Annotated in this window: 18 protein-coding genes and 1 pseudogene; all 19 read right to left on the minus strand. The window is 42.9% G+C overall.

The genetic code is table 11. The features are described 5' to 3' along the window. Positions 1 to 145: 145 nt before the first annotated feature. Positions 146 to 2,227, minus strand: a complete 2,082-nt coding sequence (gene fusA, locus HF992_RS10235) for an elongation factor G (protein WP_168549928.1) — start codon at positions 2,225 to 2,227, stop codon at positions 146 to 148. Positions 2,228 to 2,570: 343 nt separating this feature from the next. Beyond that, a complete protein-coding gene (gene rpsG, locus HF992_RS10240; RefSeq protein WP_168549929.1) occupies positions 2,571 to 3,041 on the minus strand; it encodes a 30S ribosomal protein S7 in 471 nt (156 codons plus the stop codon). Between the two features lie 16 nt (positions 3,042 to 3,057). Next, positions 3,058 to 3,471, minus strand: coding sequence for a 30S ribosomal protein S12 (gene rpsL, locus HF992_RS10245; protein WP_168549930.1), 414 nt, complete (start codon positions 3,469 to 3,471; stop codon positions 3,058 to 3,060). A 490-nt stretch (positions 3,472 to 3,961) separates the two neighbouring features. Beyond that, positions 3,962 to 5,818, minus strand: a complete 1,857-nt coding sequence (locus HF992_RS10250) for a beta-glucoside-specific PTS transporter subunit IIABC (protein WP_168549931.1) — start codon at positions 5,816 to 5,818, stop codon at positions 3,962 to 3,964. A gap of 66 nt (positions 5,819 to 5,884) precedes the next feature. Beyond that, entirely contained in the window at positions 5,885 to 6,721 is an 837-nt protein-coding gene (licT, locus tag HF992_RS10255; protein WP_168549932.1) for a BglG family transcription antiterminator LicT, read from the minus strand. A gap of 702 nt (positions 6,722 to 7,423) precedes the next feature. Then, complete coding sequence (purR, locus tag HF992_RS10260) at positions 7,424 to 8,236, minus strand: pur operon repressor (protein WP_168549933.1); 813 nt, start codon at positions 8,234 to 8,236, stop codon at positions 7,424 to 7,426. A gap of 120 nt (positions 8,237 to 8,356) precedes the next feature. Beyond that, positions 8,357 to 9,295 carry a 3'-5' exoribonuclease YhaM family protein gene (locus tag HF992_RS10265; RefSeq protein WP_168549934.1) on the minus strand — a complete coding sequence of 313 codons (939 nt, stop codon included), beginning with the start codon at positions 9,293 to 9,295 and terminating at the stop codon, positions 8,357 to 8,359. Further along, positions 9,285 to 10,535, minus strand: a complete 1,251-nt coding sequence (locus tag HF992_RS10270) for a DNA recombination protein RmuC (RefSeq protein ID WP_168549935.1) — start codon at positions 10,533 to 10,535, stop codon at positions 9,285 to 9,287. Before HF992_RS10270 ends, HF992_RS10265 begins: the two co-directional genes overlap by 11 nt. A gap of 2 nt (positions 10,536 to 10,537) precedes the next feature. Continuing rightward, a complete protein-coding gene (locus HF992_RS10275; RefSeq protein ID WP_168549936.1) occupies positions 10,538 to 11,170 on the minus strand; it encodes a thiamine diphosphokinase in 633 nt (210 codons plus the stop codon). Then, positions 11,163 to 11,822, minus strand: a complete 660-nt coding sequence (gene rpe / locus HF992_RS10280; protein ID WP_168549937.1) for a ribulose-phosphate 3-epimerase — start codon at positions 11,820 to 11,822, stop codon at positions 11,163 to 11,165. The genes HF992_RS10275 and rpe overlap by 8 nt, the downstream gene beginning before the upstream one ends. 144 nt (positions 11,823 to 11,966) lie before the next feature. Further along, positions 11,967 to 12,842: a ribosome small subunit-dependent GTPase A gene (gene rsgA / locus HF992_RS10285; RefSeq protein WP_168549938.1), complete on the minus strand. Its 876-nt coding sequence runs from the start codon at positions 12,840 to 12,842 to the stop codon at positions 11,967 to 11,969. Between the two features lie 399 nt (positions 12,843 to 13,241). Next, positions 13,242 to 13,760, minus strand: a complete 519-nt coding sequence (locus tag HF992_RS10290; protein WP_168549939.1) for an NYN domain-containing protein — start codon at positions 13,758 to 13,760, stop codon at positions 13,242 to 13,244. Positions 13,761 to 13,808: 48 nt separating this feature from the next. Continuing rightward, complete coding sequence (locus HF992_RS10295; protein ID WP_168549940.1) at positions 13,809 to 14,510, minus strand: potassium channel family protein; 702 nt, start codon at positions 14,508 to 14,510, stop codon at positions 13,809 to 13,811. Continuing rightward, positions 14,510 to 15,241 (minus strand): 23S rRNA (guanosine(2251)-2'-O)-methyltransferase RlmB, encoded by a 732-nt coding sequence (gene rlmB / locus HF992_RS10300; protein ID WP_168549941.1) that lies wholly within the window; start codon positions 15,239 to 15,241, stop codon positions 14,510 to 14,512. The genes HF992_RS10295 and rlmB overlap by 1 nt, the downstream gene beginning before the upstream one ends. Positions 15,242 to 15,301: 60 nt before the next feature. Beyond that, a complete protein-coding gene (locus HF992_RS10305; RefSeq protein WP_168549942.1) occupies positions 15,302 to 15,949 on the minus strand; it encodes an SH3 domain-containing protein in 648 nt (215 codons plus the stop codon). Between the two features lie 76 nt (positions 15,950 to 16,025). Beyond that, positions 16,026 to 16,388 carry a hypothetical protein gene (locus HF992_RS10310; protein WP_168549943.1) on the minus strand — a complete coding sequence of 121 codons (363 nt, stop codon included), beginning with the start codon at positions 16,386 to 16,388 and terminating at the stop codon, positions 16,026 to 16,028. Positions 16,389 to 16,399: 11 nt separating this feature from the next. Continuing rightward, positions 16,400 to 17,221, minus strand: coding sequence for a GIY-YIG nuclease family protein (locus tag HF992_RS10315; protein ID WP_168549944.1), 822 nt, complete (start codon positions 17,219 to 17,221; stop codon positions 16,400 to 16,402). Positions 17,222 to 17,303: 82 nt separating this feature from the next. Continuing rightward, a complete protein-coding gene (locus HF992_RS10320; protein WP_168549945.1) occupies positions 17,304 to 17,939 on the minus strand; it encodes a 3'-5' exonuclease in 636 nt (211 codons plus the stop codon). 63 nt (positions 17,940 to 18,002) lie between these two features. Continuing rightward, positions 18,003 to 18,959, minus strand: a pseudogene (locus HF992_RS10325) (helix-turn-helix transcriptional regulator). Positions 18,960 to 19,129: the final 170 nt, after the last annotated feature.

Raw genomic sequence — 19,129 nt, forward strand, 5'->3', positions numbered from 1 at the left:
CGGTCTATTCCTAGTTATGACTAGGCCACAGAGAGCTCAATTTTCGCGTTCCAACCTCAACTTCACTCCTGTGCAAAAAAACTCCCAGAGGCTTTCCTCTAGGAGTTTGTATCTTATAAAAAGGGGGGGATATCTGTTATAACTGTTATGCTTCGCCTTTGTTTTTCTTGATGATGTCTTCTTGTACTGACTTAGGAACATCTTCATAGTGGTCAAAGACCATCATGAAAGTACCGCGACCTTGAGTCGCTGAACGAAGAACAGTTGCATAACCGAACATTTCAGCAAGTGGGACAAAAGCACGAACCACTTGAACGTTACCGCGAGCTTCCATACCATCAACGCGTCCACGACGAGCTGTCACGTGCCCCATGACGTCACCAAGATTGTCTTCTGGTGCAGTGATGGTCACAAGCATCATTGGTTCAAGGATAACAGGTTGAGCAGATTTAGCTGCTTCTTTCAAAGCAAGAGACGCTGCCACCTTGAAGGCTGTTTCTGATGAATCGACATCATGGTATGAACCATCGTAAAGTTTCGCTTTAACGTCAACCATTGGATAGCCAGCAAGGACACCATTAGCCATAGACTCGATAAGACCTTTTTCAACCGCTGGGATGAATTCACGTGGAACCACACCACCGACGATAGCGTTCTCGAACTCGAAACCTTTACCTTCTTCGTTAGGTGTAAATTCAATCCAAACATCACCAAACTGACCTTTACCACCAGACTGGCGTTTGAAGAAGCCACGTGCTTGGGTAGAGGCACGGAAGGTTTCACGGTAAGATACTTGAGGTGCACCAACGTTTGCTTCTACCTTGAATTCACGACGCATACGGTCAACAAGGACATCCAAGTGCAACTCACCCATACCTGAGATAACCGTTTCACCAGTTTCTGGATTTGTTTCAACACGGAAGGTTGGGTCTTCTTCAGCCAATTTAGAAAGAGCAATACCCATCTTATCTTGGTCTGCTTTAGACTTAGGCTCAACCATGAGTTGGATAACTGGTTCTGGAACGTTGATTGACTCAAGGATGATTTTCGCTTTTTCGTCAGTCAATGAATCCCCAGTAGTGGTGTCTTTCAGACCAACGGCAGCAGCGATGTCACCAGAGTAAACTGTTTCAATTTCTTGACGGCTGTTAGCGTGCATTTGAAGGATACGTCCGATACGCTCACGCTTACCTTTAGACGTGTTCATCACGTATGAACCTGAGTTAAGCACACCAGAATACACACGGAAGAAGGTCAAACGACCAACAAATGGGTCTGTCATGATCTTGAAGGCAAGGGCTGCAAATGGCTCTTCATCAGATGATGGACGCTCTTCTTCAGCATCTGTATCTGGGTTGATCCCTTTAATCGCTGGGATATCAATTGGGCTTGGCAAGTAGTCAAGTACCGCATCAAGCATCAACTGAACCCCTTTGTTCTTGAAGGCAGAACCACAAAGAACTGGGAAGAATTCAACGTTGATGGTTGCCTTACGGATACCAGCTTTCAATTCCTCTTCAGTGATTTCTTCACCTTCAAGGTACTTCATCATGAGCTCTTCGTCAGTTTCAGCAACTGCTTCAACCAACTTCTCGCGCCACTCTTGTGCTTGCTCAAGGTATTCAGCTGGAATCTCTTCTTCACGAATATCCGTGCCAAGGTCGTTGGTGTAGATTTCAGCTTTCATCTTAATCAAGTCGATGATACCAGTGAAGTCATCTTCTGCACCGATTGGGAGTTGGATTGGGTGAGCATTTGCTTGCAAACGATCATGAAGGGTAGATACTGAGTAAAGGAAGTCCGCACCGATTTTGTCCATTTTGTTGGCAAATACGATACGAGGAACGCGGTACTCAGTCGCCTGACGCCATACAGTTTCAGTTTGTGGCTCAACACCTGATTGTGAGTCAAGAACCGTTACCGCACCGTCAAGGACACGAAGAGAACGCTGTACTTCGATAGTGAAGTCCACGTGCCCTGGGGTATCGATGATATTGACACGAGTGTCTTTCCATTGAGCAGTTGTTGCTGCAGAAGTGATGGTGATCCCACGTTCTTGCTCTTGCTCCATCCAGTCCATCTGTGACGCACCTTCGTGAGTTTCACCGATTTTATGAATTTTACCAGTGTAGTAAAGAATACGCTCAGTTGTAGTTGTTTTACCGGCATCAACGTGCGCCATGATACCGATGTTACGAGTTTTTGCTAACGAAAATTCGCGTGCCATGAGGTTATTTTCTCCTATTTTTTTGTGATGGTAATATTATACCATTTTTTAGAAAGAACGGATAGGCAGGACCTACCCGTTCGAGTTTCATTTTTTTGCTACTGACTTAGGTAATGCAGAATTTTACTCGAGCTACGAGTTACTGACAAAAAGATAAAATCTCCTAGAAGCTTAAGCTTCGTCGTTTTTCCTATTTTGTCTAGGACTTGTTTAACGCTCTCGTATCTTAGAGTTGAATACGGCCGGCATACTGTCAGTGAAAAATGATAATCTTCCTAGATTGCAAGCAATCATCGTCAGATTCCTATTTTTCACTTGTATGCTCGCCCTTAATATCCTTAGATTACCAACGGAAGTGTGCAAACGCACGGTTGGCTTCTGCCATACGGTGGGTGTCTTCACGTTTCTTAACAGCTGCACCAGTATTGTTTGCAGCATCCATGATCTCTTTAGCAAGACGTTCCACCATAGTGTGCTCACCGCGATTACGAGCGATTGTTACCAACCAACGAAGACCAAGTGTTGTACGACGTTCTGGACGAACTTCAACTGGAACTTGATAGTTAGAGCCACCAACACGGCGTGCGCGTACTTCAAGCAACGGCATGATATTTTCCATCGCTGCTTCAAATACTTCAAGTGGTGCATTGCCAGTTGCTTCTTGAATTTGTTCAAAAGCACCGTAAACGATGCTAGCTGCTACACCGCGTTTCCCATCAAGCATGAGACGGTTGATTAAACGGGTAACAAGTTGTGAATGATATAGTGGATCTGCCAAAACTTCGCGTTTTGGTGCACGATTTTTACGACTCATTTGTTACTCTCCCTTCTTACCCTTTTGGACGTTTGGTACCGTACTTAGAACGGCCTTGCTTACGGTTGTTTACACCTGCTGTATCAAGTGCACCACGGACAATATGGTAACGTACCCCTGGAAGGTCTTTTACACGTCCACCACGGATAAGCACTACGCTGTGCTCTTGCAAGTTGTGGCCGATACCTGGGATGTAGGCAGTCACTTCGATGAGGTTGCTCAAACGTACACGTGCGAACTTACGAAGGGCTGAGTTAGGTTTTTTAGGCGTCATTGTTCCAACACGTGTTGCAACACCACGTTTTTGTGGAGAAGACACGTTAGTTGTCACTTTGCGGTGGCTGTTGTAGCCAACGTTCAAAGCTGGTGATTTAGATTTTTCTACTTTTGATTTACGCGGTTTGCGAACCAACTGGTTAATTGTAGGCATCTACATACTCCTGTAAAATTTTTAATTTTGGTTGTCCTAGCACCGGTGACAGCCTAGAACTGTGTGTACTTTTGCAACATTTGTCAGCACGTCTCTGTACACTTTTGAGAGACCAAAAGTAAAAAGTACCGTTTATCATGTTACCACAGCCTTTACTTTTTGTCAATTACTTATATCTTATTTTTTGAAAGCTAATGTTTTGCAGAATGACTTCCATTCGACTCGACAGTGGAACTTCGTGTGGCACTTTAGCCCATAACTTCTGTTCTTGCTTCAAATTACGCTCCTTGTATCTTTTTCCCCCTAAAAATGAGCTGAAAAAAACAGAACCAGTGAGGGATCTTTTATTGAAAAAGTCTCCCACTGGTTCTGAAACTTGGATAAGCTCAATTCTGCTTTTGATCAAGACCACAATTTCTTTGAAATTTCGGCTTTACACTGAGAATCGCCCTTTAGCACTTTTCCAAGCAATTTACTGATACCACCCCTACTATAGGTGCGTTGTTTTTATGGCTGTTAGGATTACTTCGCCTGGTATCGTTTCGTCTGTATTTGTCCTTAAGATATCCAGATAAGCCTCTGAGTTAGTTAAGACCACTGCCGTTGTTAAATCAAAACCTTTTCTTTCAAGCTCTTCCTGATTAAACTGTATCAAGGCCTGTCCCGGCTCAACGCTGTCTCCAACAGATACTAAAGCAGTAAACCCTTCTCCTTGACTTTGTACTGTGTCAACACCAATATGAATCAACACCTCAGCTCCATCATCAGATAGAAGACCTATCGCATGCTGGGTAGGAAAAAGACTGGTGACCTGCCCTTGAATAGGTGAGAAAAGAACCCCTTGTTCAGGCTGAATAGCAATCCCTTTGCCAAAAGTGCCGCTCGCAAAAACAGGATCTGACATTTCCTCCAAAGGCACTACTTTTCCTGTCAAAGGACTCATTATGTACACCGAACTATGAAGGGATTGTTCATTTTGCTTCTCCTCAGTTACCTCACTAGAATCAGGAAACTTTGCCAAATAGGTCAAAAGAAAGCCCGAAGCTGTAGCCAAGAGCATAGCTGTGATGGCTTGGATTAAGTTAGTAAGGTCTCGCCCTCTAGGATCTATAAAGTTAGCTAGGGCAAATATGCCTAGACCTCCCATGGTAAAGGAATGGGTAGCCGTCCAACCGATATATGCTCCTTGAATAGCGCCTCCTAGGTTGCTGGCTAAAAATGGGAATCGCAAAGGAAGACTCAAACCATAAATCGCCGGTTCTGTCACACCAAATAAGGCTGATAAGGCCATCGGATACCCCATGCGACGTTTGTGTTTGTCCTTGGTCTTTAGAATGATGGCCAGAACCGTTCCCAATTGAGAAAAACTGACAAAGGTAATAATCGCTAACAAAGGAGAGAAACCTTTTGTTTCCATCTGGATAGTTATAATAGGGATTAACCCCCAATGAAGTCCAAATAAAACCAAGACCTGCCAAAGTCCGCCTAAGATCAAACCAAGTAAAATAGGGCTTAGATGATAGAGCGCTTGAAAAAAATCACCTACCCAATTTGAAAGCGTCACACTAATCGGCCCTAACAGTAACAGGGTCAACGGCGCTGTTGTGAGCAACGTTAACAAAGGCACCAGAAAAAATTTCACCATATCCGGCACAACTTTTTTTAGCCATTTTTCCACCTTAGAAGCTAACCAGACAGCTATGATAATCGGAAGGACCGTTTGGTAATAGCCACCCATCGGTAAACTGATCGGGAAACCAAAAAAAGTTGGAAGCTCTTGAGCCAGATTAAGATTGGGATAAAGAAGAGCTGCGGCTAGAGCGACTCCTGTAAACAAGTGAACTTGAAAATAGGACGTTGCGTTAATCGCAAGAACGATCGGTAGGAATTGCGAAAAACCATCTCCTGTCGCTTCCAGCAAAACATATAGACCACTATTTTCCGCTGTGAACCCACAGAAGCTCAAAACAGCCACCAACCCTTTAATCATCGAGGTGGCCACTAAAACTCCCATGGATGGCTGAAAAACACCCGAGACAATTCCCATAAAATTATTCCAGAGACTTCCAGAATCGGATTTTGAACCATCTGATTGATTGAGTTTGGAAAACTCTAAAAGACTGGCATAAACATCTGCCACATGGTGACCGATGACAATCTGAAATTGACCTCCTCCTTGAACCAGAGCTAAGGCGTCTGGATGTTGTTCAAGGTAAGGTTTATCTACTAACTGATCATCCTTTAGCGTGAAACGTAGGCGCGTCAAACAATGGGTCACCTGCTGGACATTCGCTTCTCCTCCAACCGCCTGTAAAAGCTCCCTTGCTAATGATTCGTATTTTTGCATATAATTTCCTTCAATCACCGAAAATCCCTAGATCAAAATTTGACCTAGGGGCAAAACCATGAGGCTCTAGCCTTGTGTTGTTGAGCGTTGGATATGAATTGTCAAATAAACCAACTCGTCCTGAGAGACCTCAAACTGATAACCAGACTTAACATACTTGCCCAACAGTTCTGCACAAGTAAAAGCCTTAGGGTAGTTGAGCTTAACCTGTTCAAATAAGAAGCTATCCTCTGCACCTGTATTTTGGTCTGCCAGCACACGCTGAGCAAAATACTGCAGATGCGTTACAAAACGCATGTAAGACATGCTACTCTCATCAAACTCCATCACATAAAAGCGTCGAACAATATTGAGTAATTCTTGAATTAACTTGGTCGCTTTTACCGTATCATCCATCTGCTGGGCGTTCTTTTGCCCGTTGACAAAATGCAAAGCTATGGATGCTGCTTCATCTTCTGGAATTTCTAATCCAAAACTTTCATTGAGCAATTTCACTGCTTCAAGCCCTAACTGGTACTCTGGCTGATAAAATCGTTTGACTTCCCATACCAGAGGGTTTTTAATGAAAACCCCTTGAGCTGCCCTTTCCAAAACAAAATGCAAATGATCTGCCAAGGCCAAATAAAAATTTTCCTTATAGTCTACCTTCAAAACTGAGGCCGCTTTTGAGACTATCGCTTGGAAAATGTTGATTTCCTTAGGCGTCAATGTCGTATAAAGTTCTGAAACAGCTGAAGTAAACTGAGTTTCTGATAAGACAAAGGTTTTTTCTATCAACGAATCATCTAAGAAATCCCCTGGTTTTTTCTGAAACCCTAGACCTCGTCCCATGACAATTGCTTCCTGACCTTGGGTATCCTGAACCAGAACAACGTTATTATTAAATACCTTAACAGCTTCCATTTGATACCTCTCCTCAGTTTTGTCTCTGCATTTATGATAGCATGTAACCCCTTAAATTGCAACAAAAATTGAGGAAAGCACACGCTACCCTCACAGAGGAAATACGTTCATTAAACCACTAACCAATAAGGAGAACCGGCAAAAAAGGAGGAAGACAGCATTCGATTGTCTTACGTCTTGCCTTCAAAGCTCAGACTAAGCCAACCTATTCTCGGATCGTTTCTAGTTGCTCTCATCAGAGCCACTTACACCTGCAACCGAACCCAAAGACGTTTTCAGGGTTCAAACAGCCAAGAAGTGAGTCTTTGAGGTGCGAGTAGCGAAACCTAAAAGTGAGCACAGCAATGGCCTGACTGTTTGATGTTAGCTGTCTGGCAAGCGGCGTCTCCCTGTTCCTTAAGTCACCCTTTGAAAAGCGAAACAAAACTATCACTAAACTATAATCATTCGGGACCGATGTCCCTCCCTAATCAATGATATCGAGTGACCTTTAAAAGCGATAACCCCAGCACCCTTTTCCTATTTCGAAGAGAGCGCTAACTTCAATCTCATGTGCGGAGGCAAGCGTCTAGTTGATCGTTTTTGAGCAGAAGCACTCTATAAGACACCTTTGCTTTTTAGGAGTCAAACGACTTGTTTCCCCTGTGTTAACTCAGGAAGAAGATAAACAAAGAGCTGGTTGTTTTCCCAGCTCTTTCTTCATTATTGAAACATATTGCCCAACTCAACATTAATCACATTATTTTGGGTATCAATATTTGTGACAGATAGGAGAGACTTGTAAGGTACCCCTTCGCGTTTGCTCTGGATATTGTCCGCAAATACGGCTACTCCTGCTAGGCTGCTGTCAAATTCCGTCAGCAAACTGATCATACCATTGATGGTTCCGCCACCTTTTAAGAAATCATCTACTATCAAGACACGACTTCCCGGTTTTAAACTACGCTTGGACAAAAACATTTTCTCAATCCGACCGCTGGATCCTGAGGCGTAATTAACAGAAACAGTCGATCCTTCTGTGATTTTGAGGTCTCGACGAACAATCACAAAGGGAACATTTAAAACATCTGCGATTGCATTGGCTAAGGGAACCCCCTTGGTTGCAACTGTCATAACCGCATCAATCTTTTGATCTTTAAAGGTCTTAGCAATAATTCGACCAATTTTTTTCAACCAAGTAGGGGTTGACAAAAGGTCTGATAGATAGATATACCCCCCTGGTAAGATACGATTGCTTTCTGACAAGCGTTCGCGAAGTTCTTCTGCGACTTGACGTGCCTCCTGGTCAGAAATCGATGGTGTAAAGACCACGCCCCCTCCAGCACCTGTTACCGTTGTAATGTAACCAATCTCACTCGCTTCAAAGGCTCTCTTAATGATGGCGATATCTTCAGATATGGAAGATTTTGCCGACTCATAACGTTCTGCAAAAGTGGTCAAACTCGTAAGCTCATAGGGATGATTGATAAGGTAATTTGAAATCAGCACCATACGTTCACTTCGTCTTATTTTCATCCGTTTGTCCTCTTTTTTACTTTTTCTCTATTATACCATATGAAATAAAAAACGAACTATTTTAAGTTTAAAAAGTCCGTTTTTCGTTTTTATAGAAGTTAAGCGACAAAGAAACCCTACTTAGAGGTTAGGCTTGTAAAACGAGCGGTTGTCCATAGCAAAGAGACGATTGGTCATTTCACCTGGGGCAATCTTGTCCAGAGCAGTGATCATCATCATCATCTCGGCATCAATATTATCAATCATATGCAAGATTTCCGCTTCCATAATCTGTGGCCGAACGGGGCTACCATATTCCAACAAGCCATGGTGGCTGAGAATAACATGTCGAAGAATCGTTACCTCTTCCTTGGTATCATCAATTCCTAACTCGATTAAAGCTTTTGTGATTTCCTCATCGATTAGAGCAATATGTCCAATAAGATTGCCTCGAACAGTATAGGAAGTATCATCTGGCCCAGACAGCTCAATGACCTTAGCTAAATCATGCAACATAATCCCCGCAAAGAGGAGGCTCTTGTTAAGTTGAGGGTAAATATTTCCAATAGCATCCGCCAAACGCACCATGGTGGCTGTGTGATAAGACAAGCCAGCATAAAAGGCATGGTGGTTGGTTTTAGCTGCAGGATAGCTGTAAAATTCTTTTTCGTACTTAGCATACAAGGCTCGGACCAAGCGTTGCCAGGTTGCATTTTCAATTTGGAAAATCATCTCCTGAAGATAGTCCTTGGTATTTGAGATGTCAACAGGTGGTTTCTCTTGAAATTCCCCTGGATCACTAGGCTCACCAACCTTAGGCAACCTGAGGCTAATCTGATTGACCTGAGGGGTGTTGTTGTAAACTTCTCGCATCCCTCGCATAAAGATAACCTTACCAGCGGTAAATTCAGCTACGTTATAAGGTTGCGCATCCCAGAGTTTACCTTCGATAGTACCGGTATCATCTTGAAAAGTGAAAGCCAAGTAATCTTTGCCTGCTCGTGTTTGCCGCAGCTCGGCATTCTTGATGAGATAGAAACCTTCAAAAGGCTCATCTTTTTTCATTTGGTTAATTTTCATCTCTTTCCTCCCAGGCCTCAGCCAAAGGACTTTGCCCCTGCTCACCTGTTAATTCAATGGTTCTCAGCGCCCGTTCAATGGCCTGAGTACGAGTCGTCAGAAGGCTGTCAATATTGCGAGAGGCTCGCTCCAGTTGAACTTGCGTCTTCTGTAATAAGCCCCCAAACTTGCCAAATTCTGTCTTGACTTGCCCTAAGGTTTTACTGATATCATCTGCAGATCGCTGAATAGTTAACGTTCTAAAACCGACAGACAAGGAATTCAGCAAGGCTGACAGGGTTGACGGACCCGCAACTAAGACATTTTCTGTTCGGCGCAAATCGTCGAAAAAGGCTGGTTGCCTCACAATTTCTGCATAGAGTCCTTCCGTCGGTAAAAACATGATAGCAAAATGAGTGGTCTCTGGTGGATTGAGGTATTTTTTGTGAATGGATTTGGCAAATCCTTTAACAGCCGTTAATAACGCTTTTCTAGCGACCTCTACCTCTGATTTATCACCCAACTCGTAAGCCTCTTCCAGTCTATAGTAAGCCTCCAGAGGAAATTTAGCATCTATTGGCAAATAAACAATCTGGTCTTGACTGGCTCCTGGTAACTTAATTGCAAATTCCACTCGCTCACTAGCACCAGAAACCGTCGCAAATTCTCGTTCATACTGACTAGGCGCCATGATATCTTCTATAATTTGAGCAAGTTGAATCTCACCTAAAATACCTCTTGTCTTCGTTCCAGATAAGACCTTGCTGAGACTCCCAACATCACGCGCTACCGTCTGCATCTCCCCTAAGCCACGATTGACCGATTCCAACTGTTTCGAGACGGTTTCAAACGATGACTGCAATCGACTTTGAAGGGTCTTCTCTAACTTTTCTTCAACCGTCTGCCTCATAGCTTCCAAGCGTTGGTCATTTGATTCTTGCAGACGCATGAGCCCTTGTTGAAGGCTGCTTCGATTCTGTTCCAAACTCTGAGATAGGTCTTGTCTGAGATCGGTCAAATTTTCATAGAGGTCTTTGCGCACATCAGTCAGACGGTCAGCTGTTTGGCTAGTCGCTTGATGAAGATCTCGGAGCTGTTCTTGGTTCGAACGCTCCAGCAAATAGGTCATCTGGTCGGCAATACGGTCCGACTGACCATCCAGTTGATCTTCTAGCACATGCATCAACCAGCTCTGCCTTTGCCAAAGAAGAAAGAGGCCCACCAAGACTAGAAGCAACAAGATAATGAGTACTGCATCCATAATCAATCCTTACTATAAACAACAACCAAGTAACCATCAGGAACGGTCACCGAAATGGGCAGGCCTAAGAATTCATTGCTTCCGTAGATTTTTCGCTTAAAATAACGAGAAGCAGACAGATCGTACTTGGCTCCCTCAATTGTCAACTGCCCCTGCCCCTGCCCCTCCAAGAGAAAACCAACATAGGTATAACCTGCAAGAGGTGTAATCACCTGCTGCCCTTTGGGACGAAAGATGATGACATTTTGCTCATCAACTAACTGAATCTGCTGCATAAAGGGAGCCAAATCAGGATGAGACGGCAAAAAGATACTAGACAGAGAATGATCCATACGCCCACCCAATGCTCCGTAAACCGTGACATGGGCGTTTGGGTCTCTTTGAAAAATGGCTTTCAATCCCATTTCCAGATCTGTATCGTCTTTATCAGAGTCTAGGCCGACAAAGGTTTGAGCTGCTGTCCTAATTTCCTTAATGTCTGCTGCGGAAACTGAATCAAAGTCCCCTACTGCCAAGTCAAGCTCCAGACCTTTTTCTAAAATAGCGACCGCCCCTGAATCAATTCCAGCGTAGGCCTCAAACATAAGGGGCAATTCCGAGAATGGACCACCTGCCACCAATCCCCATCTAGCCATTTAAGACCTCTCGGAGAGTTGCTACTCGTTCAGCCACATTCCCTTTAAAGACGTAGGAGCCTGCCACAAAGACATTGGCACCTGCAGCTTTGGCTAAAGCGATGGTCTTATCGTCAATACCGCCATCAACTTCGATATCAAAAGAGAGCCCCTTAGCTGCTCGCAAGACTACGATTTCTTTAATTTTTTCCAACATTTCAGGAATAAAGGCTTGGCCTCCAAAACCAGGATTAACAGTCATGACAAGTACCTGGTCTACTAGTTCAAGAATATGGGCAATGGATGAGACTGGCGTTCCAGGGTTTAGTACAACCCCTGCCTTGACACCTGCCGCCCGAATTTTTTGGAGAGCCCCATGGATATGCTGACTGCTTTCGACATGAATCGTCATAATATCTGCACCAGCTCGTACAAAGTTGTCAATATGATTTTCAGGGTTAGCAACCATCAGATGGCAATCAAAGATCAGCTTACTGTGCGGTCTCATGCTAGCCACCACATCTGCACCAAAACTGATATTGGGTACAAAATGACCGTCCATAATATCCAGATGAACGTATTCACTTCCGGACGCTTCTATTTTTTTCAGCTCTGTTTCAAAATTCGCGTAATCTGCCGCTAGGATAGAGGGGGCAATCTTATTTGTCAACATTTTTTTCTCCTTGGTTTTAGTAATAGATGATCTGGGGCTTTCGGGAAAGGCAGATAGTCAGGCGCTTTTTCAGCAACACTAAATCTTCAACTGGGGCAATCCGTTGGAAATCTCAAGTGCCTTCTCAGCAGAATTCTCACTAGTCTAGCCTTTTTTAGCGACTTTTTTATAGGTTTCTCGGCGATTTTCAATCTCGCTCAAAAGCAGGAGGTAATGGTCAAAGCGACTCTGTGCTAGATCACTTGTCCCTGCCTTTGGTTTGACAGCACAAGCTGGCTCATGCGTATGAGTACAGGTGCGAAACTTACATCCTCGGGACAGGTCCTTGATCTCAGGGAAGCAGTCATTTAAGATCTCGCTATCTGTTACTTCGTAATCTAGTGATGAAAAACCAGGGGTATCTGCAATTTTACCCCCATAGAGATTGTAAAGACTGACTGCTCTCGTCGTATGCCGTCCCCGTCCTAGGCTATCTGAAATTTGGCCTGTCTCTAAAGCTAATTCCGGGGCCAATTTATTGAGCAGAGTAGACTTGCCAACGCCTGTCTGGCCCATAAAGACCGTCACTCTGTCCTTCAATAACTCAGGCAGCTCTGCCATGTCCCAAATAACCTCATAGCCAATCCGCTGATAAATAGAGCGAATCCCGCCCAAATCAAGATCACCCTCCGTCAACAAATCTGTTTTAGTGATATAAATAACAGGGTGAATTGTCTTATACTCTAAGAGAACTAGAAAACGATCCAGGAGGTTAAGGCTGAAATCCGGCTCTTTGGCAGACATGATAATAACCGCCTGGTCAATGTTCACAATCGGAGGCCTAACTAGACTATTTTTTCGCTCATGGATAGCCAATAGATACCCCTCGGAGTTTTCCTCTGCTGAAAAAGTCACATAGTCCCCAACGTAAGGCGTCTGGCCTTTTTTCCGAAAATTCCCTCTAGCTCGGGTCTGATAAACCTGCCCATTTGACTCAACGTAATAAAAGCCCGCCAGCGCCTTGACAATAATACCTTCCAATCCCTTTTCCTCACCTTCTTCTTATGTCTATTATAGCAAAATTAAAGGGGGTTCGCTGAGTTTTGAACAGAAAAAGCCTCTAAAAAAGGAATAGCACTGCTATTAACCCTTAAGAGTCAATCTGCTTTCCATCCCTTTGCTCACCTATCTAAACAAGATCCCAGTTCTTTTCTATTCAAAGAAACGTTTATCTGTGCTAAACCATATAACTTTCGATCCTATTTTATGCCACTGTTATAGCCTTTCTTTTTGACCTCTACGAGCATTTTTAGTAGGTTCTTCTTGTTGTCCAACTAGTTGAGTGCCCACTTCCCACACTATCCTTCTCGCGGAATTTCTTGAACAATAAACGAACACCCCAAAAACAATTCTCCATCGCAATAGATTGCAGGCCTCCTCCTAAATTTCCAACTGCTCCATAAAATCTTTCAACCCTTGCAACTGTTCGGCTGTTAGATGATTTAATCTCGGTGTATATAATTCTGTAGTATCTACCAAACGGTCTAAACTTTGTTTGTTTTTTAGCACGCGCTCCTCTAACTCCCTAGCTGAGACCCGCAGGGCCCCTTGCGAGAAAATAACCCATTGTTCATTAAGGTCGCTGGTCGCTACGGATATTAATTTACCCGAATCCTTGAGTTCTGCACTTAATCGTTCGATATAACTATCAGCTGTTTCATCTTCTTCTGTGAAAATCACTGTCACCTGAAACTCATCGTAACGTTGTCGCAAACCTGGCACATGGTGAGCATCAAAGACACAGATGAGCTCAATTTTTTCAAAAGCAGCATAGTTAGAAAGATGGTTAAGGAGGAGGGTTCTGGCCTCGTCCAAACCACCTCTTTTGAAGGCCTGCTTGGTAGATTGCCAAAAGGCAATCATATTGTAGCCATCTACGATTAATAGTTTTTCCTTCATGCTATCCTTTTTTCTATCTCCTTGAACCAAAATAGAGGTGGTCGCTGTTTAATTGTGTTCTCTGATCTCTTCTAAATAACCCGCAGTAATAATACCCGCCGGCAACGCAACCACTCCTATTCCTATAAATGCCGAAACCATCGTTAAGATTTTACCAAAGTCAGTCTGAGCATATATGTCACCGTACCCAATCGTCGTTAAGGTAATAGTTGACCAATAAAGTGCATCTAAAAAATGATTGAAACGGTCAGGCTCAATCGTAAACATCATCAAAGCAGACACAACAATGTAAGCTAAAGCCAAAACGCTTACTAATAACAACGAATCTTTTTGATTTTTCAGTACTCTCAGCAAAATAGAAATATTCTTTGAATGTCGAATCATTCTTAGTACTCTCAAGGAACGAGTCAAGCGAAAAATTTTCAACACTCTCAAACTATTGTGTAAGAAACTGACAATCGGTAAAAAGCTAATTAAATCAATAATAGCTAACGGTGTCAACGGATAAAAGCAAAATGACCATTTTCCTTTTTTCAGCAAATAATCTGCAGTCAACCAACGAAGTAAATAATCAATTATAAATACGAGAGAGGTCAATCGTTCCAATTCTCTATAAAATAGATTAGGTTCTTTCACTGTAAGTGGTAAAAGACTCAACAAAATGATAACTACTATCCCACCCTCGTAATAAGATGACCGCGATTCACCATGAAGTTTTGGAGATATCATCTGATAGATGCTTTTTCTCATCAAACTCTCCTATTCCGATACACTTCATACATGAGGACTGCCGCAGCCACACTCGCATTGAGACTTTGGACATGGCCACCCATAGGAATAGTGATCATCTCATCGACCTGCTTTTTGATATTAGCTGAAATCCCTTTTCCTTCATTGCCGATGATGAGGGCCAGCTTACCAGAGGTATTCCACTTCGTTGAAGGCGTACCATTCATATCTGTCCCAAAAATCCAAAAACCCTGTTCTTTCAAGATATCTAGGGTCTGACTAAGATTTGTCACACGGGCAATAGGCACATGCTCCACCGCTCCTGTTGAAGTCTTAGCTACCACAGGGGTGACTCCAACTGCACGGTGCTTGGGAATAATCACCCCAGTCACATTGGTCGCGTCAGCTGTCCGCAGGATTGAGCCAAAGTTGTGCGGGTCATTGAGCCCATCAAGAATAAGAATAAGAGGATTATCTTCCTGCTCTGCCTTATCCAAAATAACCGATAACTCAGCATAGGCAAACTCTGATACTCGAAGGACAAAGCCCTGATGGACAGCGCCTTCCGTCATCTCGGTCAAGATCTTCTTAGGCGTCCAAGATATGGAGACCTTCTTCTCAGCTGCTAAAGCTTTCATCTTGTCTACATTCTTTCCCTTTAGGTCTTCCTGAATATAGAGTTTATTGCCAGTATTGGCCTGTAAACTTTCGGTAACGGCATGAACGCCGTAAACAATATCTGTGTCTTTCATAGGACTATTGTAGCATATTTTTAGGGGAAATGGCAGAGCTAATGGCAGAAAGGAGATAGACTAAGGTTGCATATAGGTATAAACCTCGGACACTACCAACCAATCGCCTGTACCATCCGTCGTATAAAGCTCTAAATGACCATCTTTATTAACACGGTATTTATCAACAAAAGGAAATCCCATCGCTGTGAGATCAGCATAAACCAAACCATCATCTGCCATACGAACATCAACAGACATAGCTTCAAGAACTATCCCACCAGAAAGATTAGTTCGTCCTGTAAGTGTCGCCGCCTTTGCCCAGTCAGCAATCTCTTTAGTGGTCAAATCCTTGGTGTTTTTATCAGGGACAGGAATCGCTCTCCAACTAGTTGGAGCGAGTGGCGCTTCTCCAATAGCAGTCAAAGAGATCCAACCTTCACCCGATTTCAGTTTTCCCCAATATTGCCCACCAGACTGACTAGTTTGCACAATAGTATAGGTTCCCTGAGGAATGATACGCACGACACTGGCAGATAGACTTGGAGCTTGATGAATATTGAGGTCTGTGACTGTGACATCAACTGTAAATTCATGAGGGCTAGTATGTCTAGTATCAGCATAAGGTGCGGGTAATTCCGTTGAAGAACTTGTTGACACAGGTTCACTCACAGTTGACCCTGTACCATCGCTGGAAGATGGGACAATAGATTGAGAAGATACTCCCAAAGCATTTTCATCTTCTTCACTAGCTTTTAAGATCGTTTGAGCAGTGCTAGCGCCATTCTTCTGTCTATGACTATGGTCACCAAAAAATTTCCCTAAACATCCAGAAAAATAAAGGAAGCATGATAAACAATAAAATAATTGAAATGATGCGATTTATTTTCTCAGATTTTCTTTTACGTTCTAAATAGCTCTCATAATCTGCTTGTGCTTCATCTAAAAGAATTTGGATTTGTTCCTGTTGACGACTGTCTGAAGCCTGTGCTAAAGCTAAACGCAAGTGATCAATTTTATCCTTGTAAGATTTTTCTTCTTCTTTTTTGCGCTGCCGCTCTTGATTGGCAATTTGAAGATTTAACAAATCATTTTGACGTCGAGATTCATTAACCATTTGCTCTTCAAATTGTTTTCTTTCAAAGTCTCGTATCCAGTTATTATTCATTAAAAACCTCATCAATTCTCGTTATAGCCGAATGCTCTACTTTGCAGAACTTCTTTCCAATAACTTTCACGTTTCAAGATATAGGTATCATCAACCTTAGCATTGTAATTTTCTAGTAGACTGTATTGAAAATGTTCCTTAACATAGTCGAATCCTTCACTGTCAATGACCTTTTTCAATCCCTTATTACCACCATGTCCATTGGCAATATAGGACTGCCAGCGTTGCAAGAGCATGCCCGCGTCACTCGTTGCCGAGCCAACATAGAGCTTTCCAGTGTGACGGTCCGTAATGAGGTAAACAGCTTTTTGATTTGTCAAAGCGGTGAGCCAATCTTTTTTACCCAAGCGTAAAATCAGTTCTAACTGTTGATAAGAAAGACAAAGGTTGTCATACCCCGGAAAGGCTTCACCTCCATAAATCTCTGGTAAAATCTCATAAACCTCTAAAGAGTTAGCTACTGTCTGAAACCCAAAGACAGGAGCTCGACCCGGACGTTTGCAGTGTAGAATAACCCTAGCAAAGTAAGGTGAATACTTCTCCACTACCTGACCCTCATAGTTTTGTCCAAAAGTAACGCCTAGCTCTTTCGTTACCCGCTTGATGGTCGTCAACAACCATTTATCATGCCCCATTTGGATGAGGTTTACTGCAATATCGCCAACGGAATAATTCCGATTTTTATTTCTCCAAAAAAGATTAAAATTATCCACTGTTTCAGGATCGGCTAAATAATTCTGCAAGGGATTTTCACCCGTCCAATTATTGAACTTCACTCGTACCCGTGGCAATTCTTCCTCTGAAAACTGTAAAATATCTTGTAATAGAATCATGGTCTCCTCCTTCTTGTTTGACCATTGGGGTTAAGGTATTGATTGTTAAATCAATACCTGTTATGCTTAGTATAACAGCGATTTACGCTATTGCCGATCTGCTTAAAAATGCTTGAAGATCTTTTGCTGTTGAAATTTTTTGAGTGCTCTGCAATTCCTGACAGATAGCCTTAAAAATAACCTGAATACGGTGCGGATAATCAAGGTGCTCTAGGTCTAGTTGATACTGTTTCGCAATGCCTTTAGAACTTGTTTTTCTCTTCCATTCAGGATGTAGTTGTGTCACCATTTGCCCAGTGTCCAACCTTGGCACTTCCAGTTCTGGCAAGCCGCACTCTTGCATCTTTTCAGCCAACATCCCAAATACATAGGTAGCATTATGATAAACGAGAACTGTATCTTGGCAAAAGTGTACTAGACCTTGTAGGGCTTCTGTCAAGCTAACTGCTTCCTTGAAATCCGCCTCTGTTATCCCTGTAAGTTCCCGAGTGAAGTCGGATAGGGGCTGGCTGGGCTTGATAAAAACTTGATAATGTGCCAAGTTCTCAGACAAGGTAAAAGTCACAGCAGAAATTTTTATCAGGTCACATTCCCAGGATAATTTAGCGAACTGCTCACTATTTTCCTTATTCTTCTCTAAGCATCCCACAGGACTAAGCCACTGATCTTCTATGGTTAAAACTGTAAAGACAGTCTCTGACAATAGTGTTTTCGGCATAAGGCACCTCTTTTCTTCTTGATGATACTAGAATATCAAATCAGATGGACAAAAATCGTCCATCTATTGATTTTTATATAACTGCTGCAGCTCATCAATCAATTGTCGTAGCTCATCTACCAAAGGTTGAGGGGACAAAACTTTGAGGGACGCTCCTTGGCTGAGCAACCAGCGTTTGAGACCTGAAGTATCCTGGGTATGTACTTCTAGCGTTGCGCTGCCATTTCCCAAAGAAAGAAGCCTCGCATCAGGAAACTAATCAAGGACAATGGTAGGATCAGCACCAAATAGTAACTTGACCCTAATATCTTTTCCAAGAAAGGCGTCAACGTGGCGATTGCGGACGTCGCCATCACGGAATTTCTGACCATAGGACAGGGAAGATTTTCCCTCATCAGAAGGGAACCATGAGAGGATTCGATCTAGCTTAAAGGTCGTATAGGTCTGATGAAACAGATGATAAGCCACCAAATAGAAATAATGATTGTCATAGTAGAGCGAAACAGGAAAAATTGTGTGCGACTTGGCTTGATCGCGATATGGCGACTGGTAGACAATCGTCATAACCTGTTCTTTGTAAATCGCTTGCGACCATTCCCAAATCTTCTCGATCCTATCCTGCTCGTCACTCAAGGGAGTGTAATTCAAAAGCTCACTAGCAATCGTCGCCTGAATCTCTTGACGCTCTTCTTTGCTTACCAGACTAAGCAAACTATCAAGCAAAGCTTTGTTTTCTGTCTTGTTCAGAGCTCGGTTTTCCAGTAAAATCTTGGCAATGATTAGAATATCCTTCTTGTTAAACAGAGATTTTCCCTTGAGGTAGCGGGTGTGATGCTTGGCATCATAGACCAATTCTCCCGCTATCATGGGCTGGGTATCTATAAAGTCACTCAAACGAGAAAAGTCTCTCTGAATCGTTTTCGGATCCACTTCAAACTCATCCGCCAACTGAGCTTTCGTTAGGTGAGCTCCAGCCTGTAAACGGATAAAAATGCTCAATAGCCGCTCTTGGTCGTTCATAATCTGCTCCTCTTGAGGCTATTATGTCATATTTCATCGTTCTCAAAGACCTTCTAAATACAGAATCTCAACAATAATATACAAACTTAGGTTGCAGAATTGAAAGATAAAAACAAATCATTCCTATACACATTCAAAAAACTTTAAGTAAACAACTCCTTAAAATATTA

This window comes from Streptococcus ovuberis (assembly GCF_012396585.1).
Classification (GTDB): domain Bacteria; phylum Bacillota; class Bacilli; order Lactobacillales; family Streptococcaceae; genus Streptococcus; species Streptococcus ovuberis.

Bases quoted from the DNA above. Each gene is read 5' to 3' on its own strand.
- fusA (WP_168549928.1), bottom strand. From the start codon at position 2,227: ATGGCACGCGAATTTTCGTTAGCAAAAACTCGTAACATCGGTATCATG.
- rpsG (WP_168549929.1), bottom strand. From the start codon at position 3,041: ATGAGTCGTAAAAATCGTGCACCAAAACGCGAAGTTTTGGCAGATCCA.
- rpsL (WP_168549930.1), bottom strand. From the start codon at position 3,471: ATGCCTACAATTAACCAGTTGGTTCGCAAACCGCGTAAATCAAAAGTA.
- HF992_RS10250 (WP_168549931.1), bottom strand. From the start codon at position 5,818: ATGCAAAAATACGAATCATTAGCAAGGGAGCTTTTACAGGCGGTTGGA.
- licT (WP_168549932.1), bottom strand. From the start codon at position 6,721: ATGGAAGCTGTTAAGGTATTTAATAATAACGTTGTTCTGGTTCAGGAT.
- purR (WP_168549933.1), bottom strand. From the start codon at position 8,236: ATGAAAATAAGACGAAGTGAACGTATGGTGCTGATTTCAAATTACCTT.
- HF992_RS10265 (WP_168549934.1), bottom strand. From the start codon at position 9,295: ATGAAAATTAACCAAATGAAAAAAGATGAGCCTTTTGAAGGTTTCTAT.
- HF992_RS10270 (WP_168549935.1), bottom strand. From the start codon at position 10,535: ATGGATGCAGTACTCATTATCTTGTTGCTTCTAGTCTTGGTGGGCCTC.
- HF992_RS10275 (WP_168549936.1), bottom strand. From the start codon at position 11,170: ATGGCTAGATGGGGATTGGTGGCAGGTGGTCCATTCTCGGAATTGCCC.
- rpe (WP_168549937.1), bottom strand. From the start codon at position 11,822: ATGTTGACAAATAAGATTGCCCCCTCTATCCTAGCGGCAGATTACGCG.
- HF992_RS10290 (WP_168549939.1), bottom strand. From the start codon at position 13,760: ATGAAGGAAAAACTATTAATCGTAGATGGCTACAATATGATTGCCTTT.
- HF992_RS10295 (WP_168549940.1), bottom strand. From the start codon at position 14,510: ATGAGAAAAAGCATCTATCAGATGATATCTCCAAAACTTCATGGTGAA.
- rlmB (WP_168549941.1), bottom strand. From the start codon at position 15,241: ATGAAAGACACAGATATTGTTTACGGCGTTCATGCCGTTACCGAAAGT.
- HF992_RS10310 (WP_168549943.1), bottom strand. From the start codon at position 16,388: ATGAATAATAACTGGATACGAGACTTTGAAAGAAAACAATTTGAAGAG.
- HF992_RS10315 (WP_168549944.1), bottom strand. From the start codon at position 17,221: ATGATTCTATTACAAGATATTTTACAGTTTTCAGAGGAAGAATTGCCA.
- HF992_RS10320 (WP_168549945.1), bottom strand. From the start codon at position 17,939: ATGCCGAAAACACTATTGTCAGAGACTGTCTTTACAGTTTTAACCATA.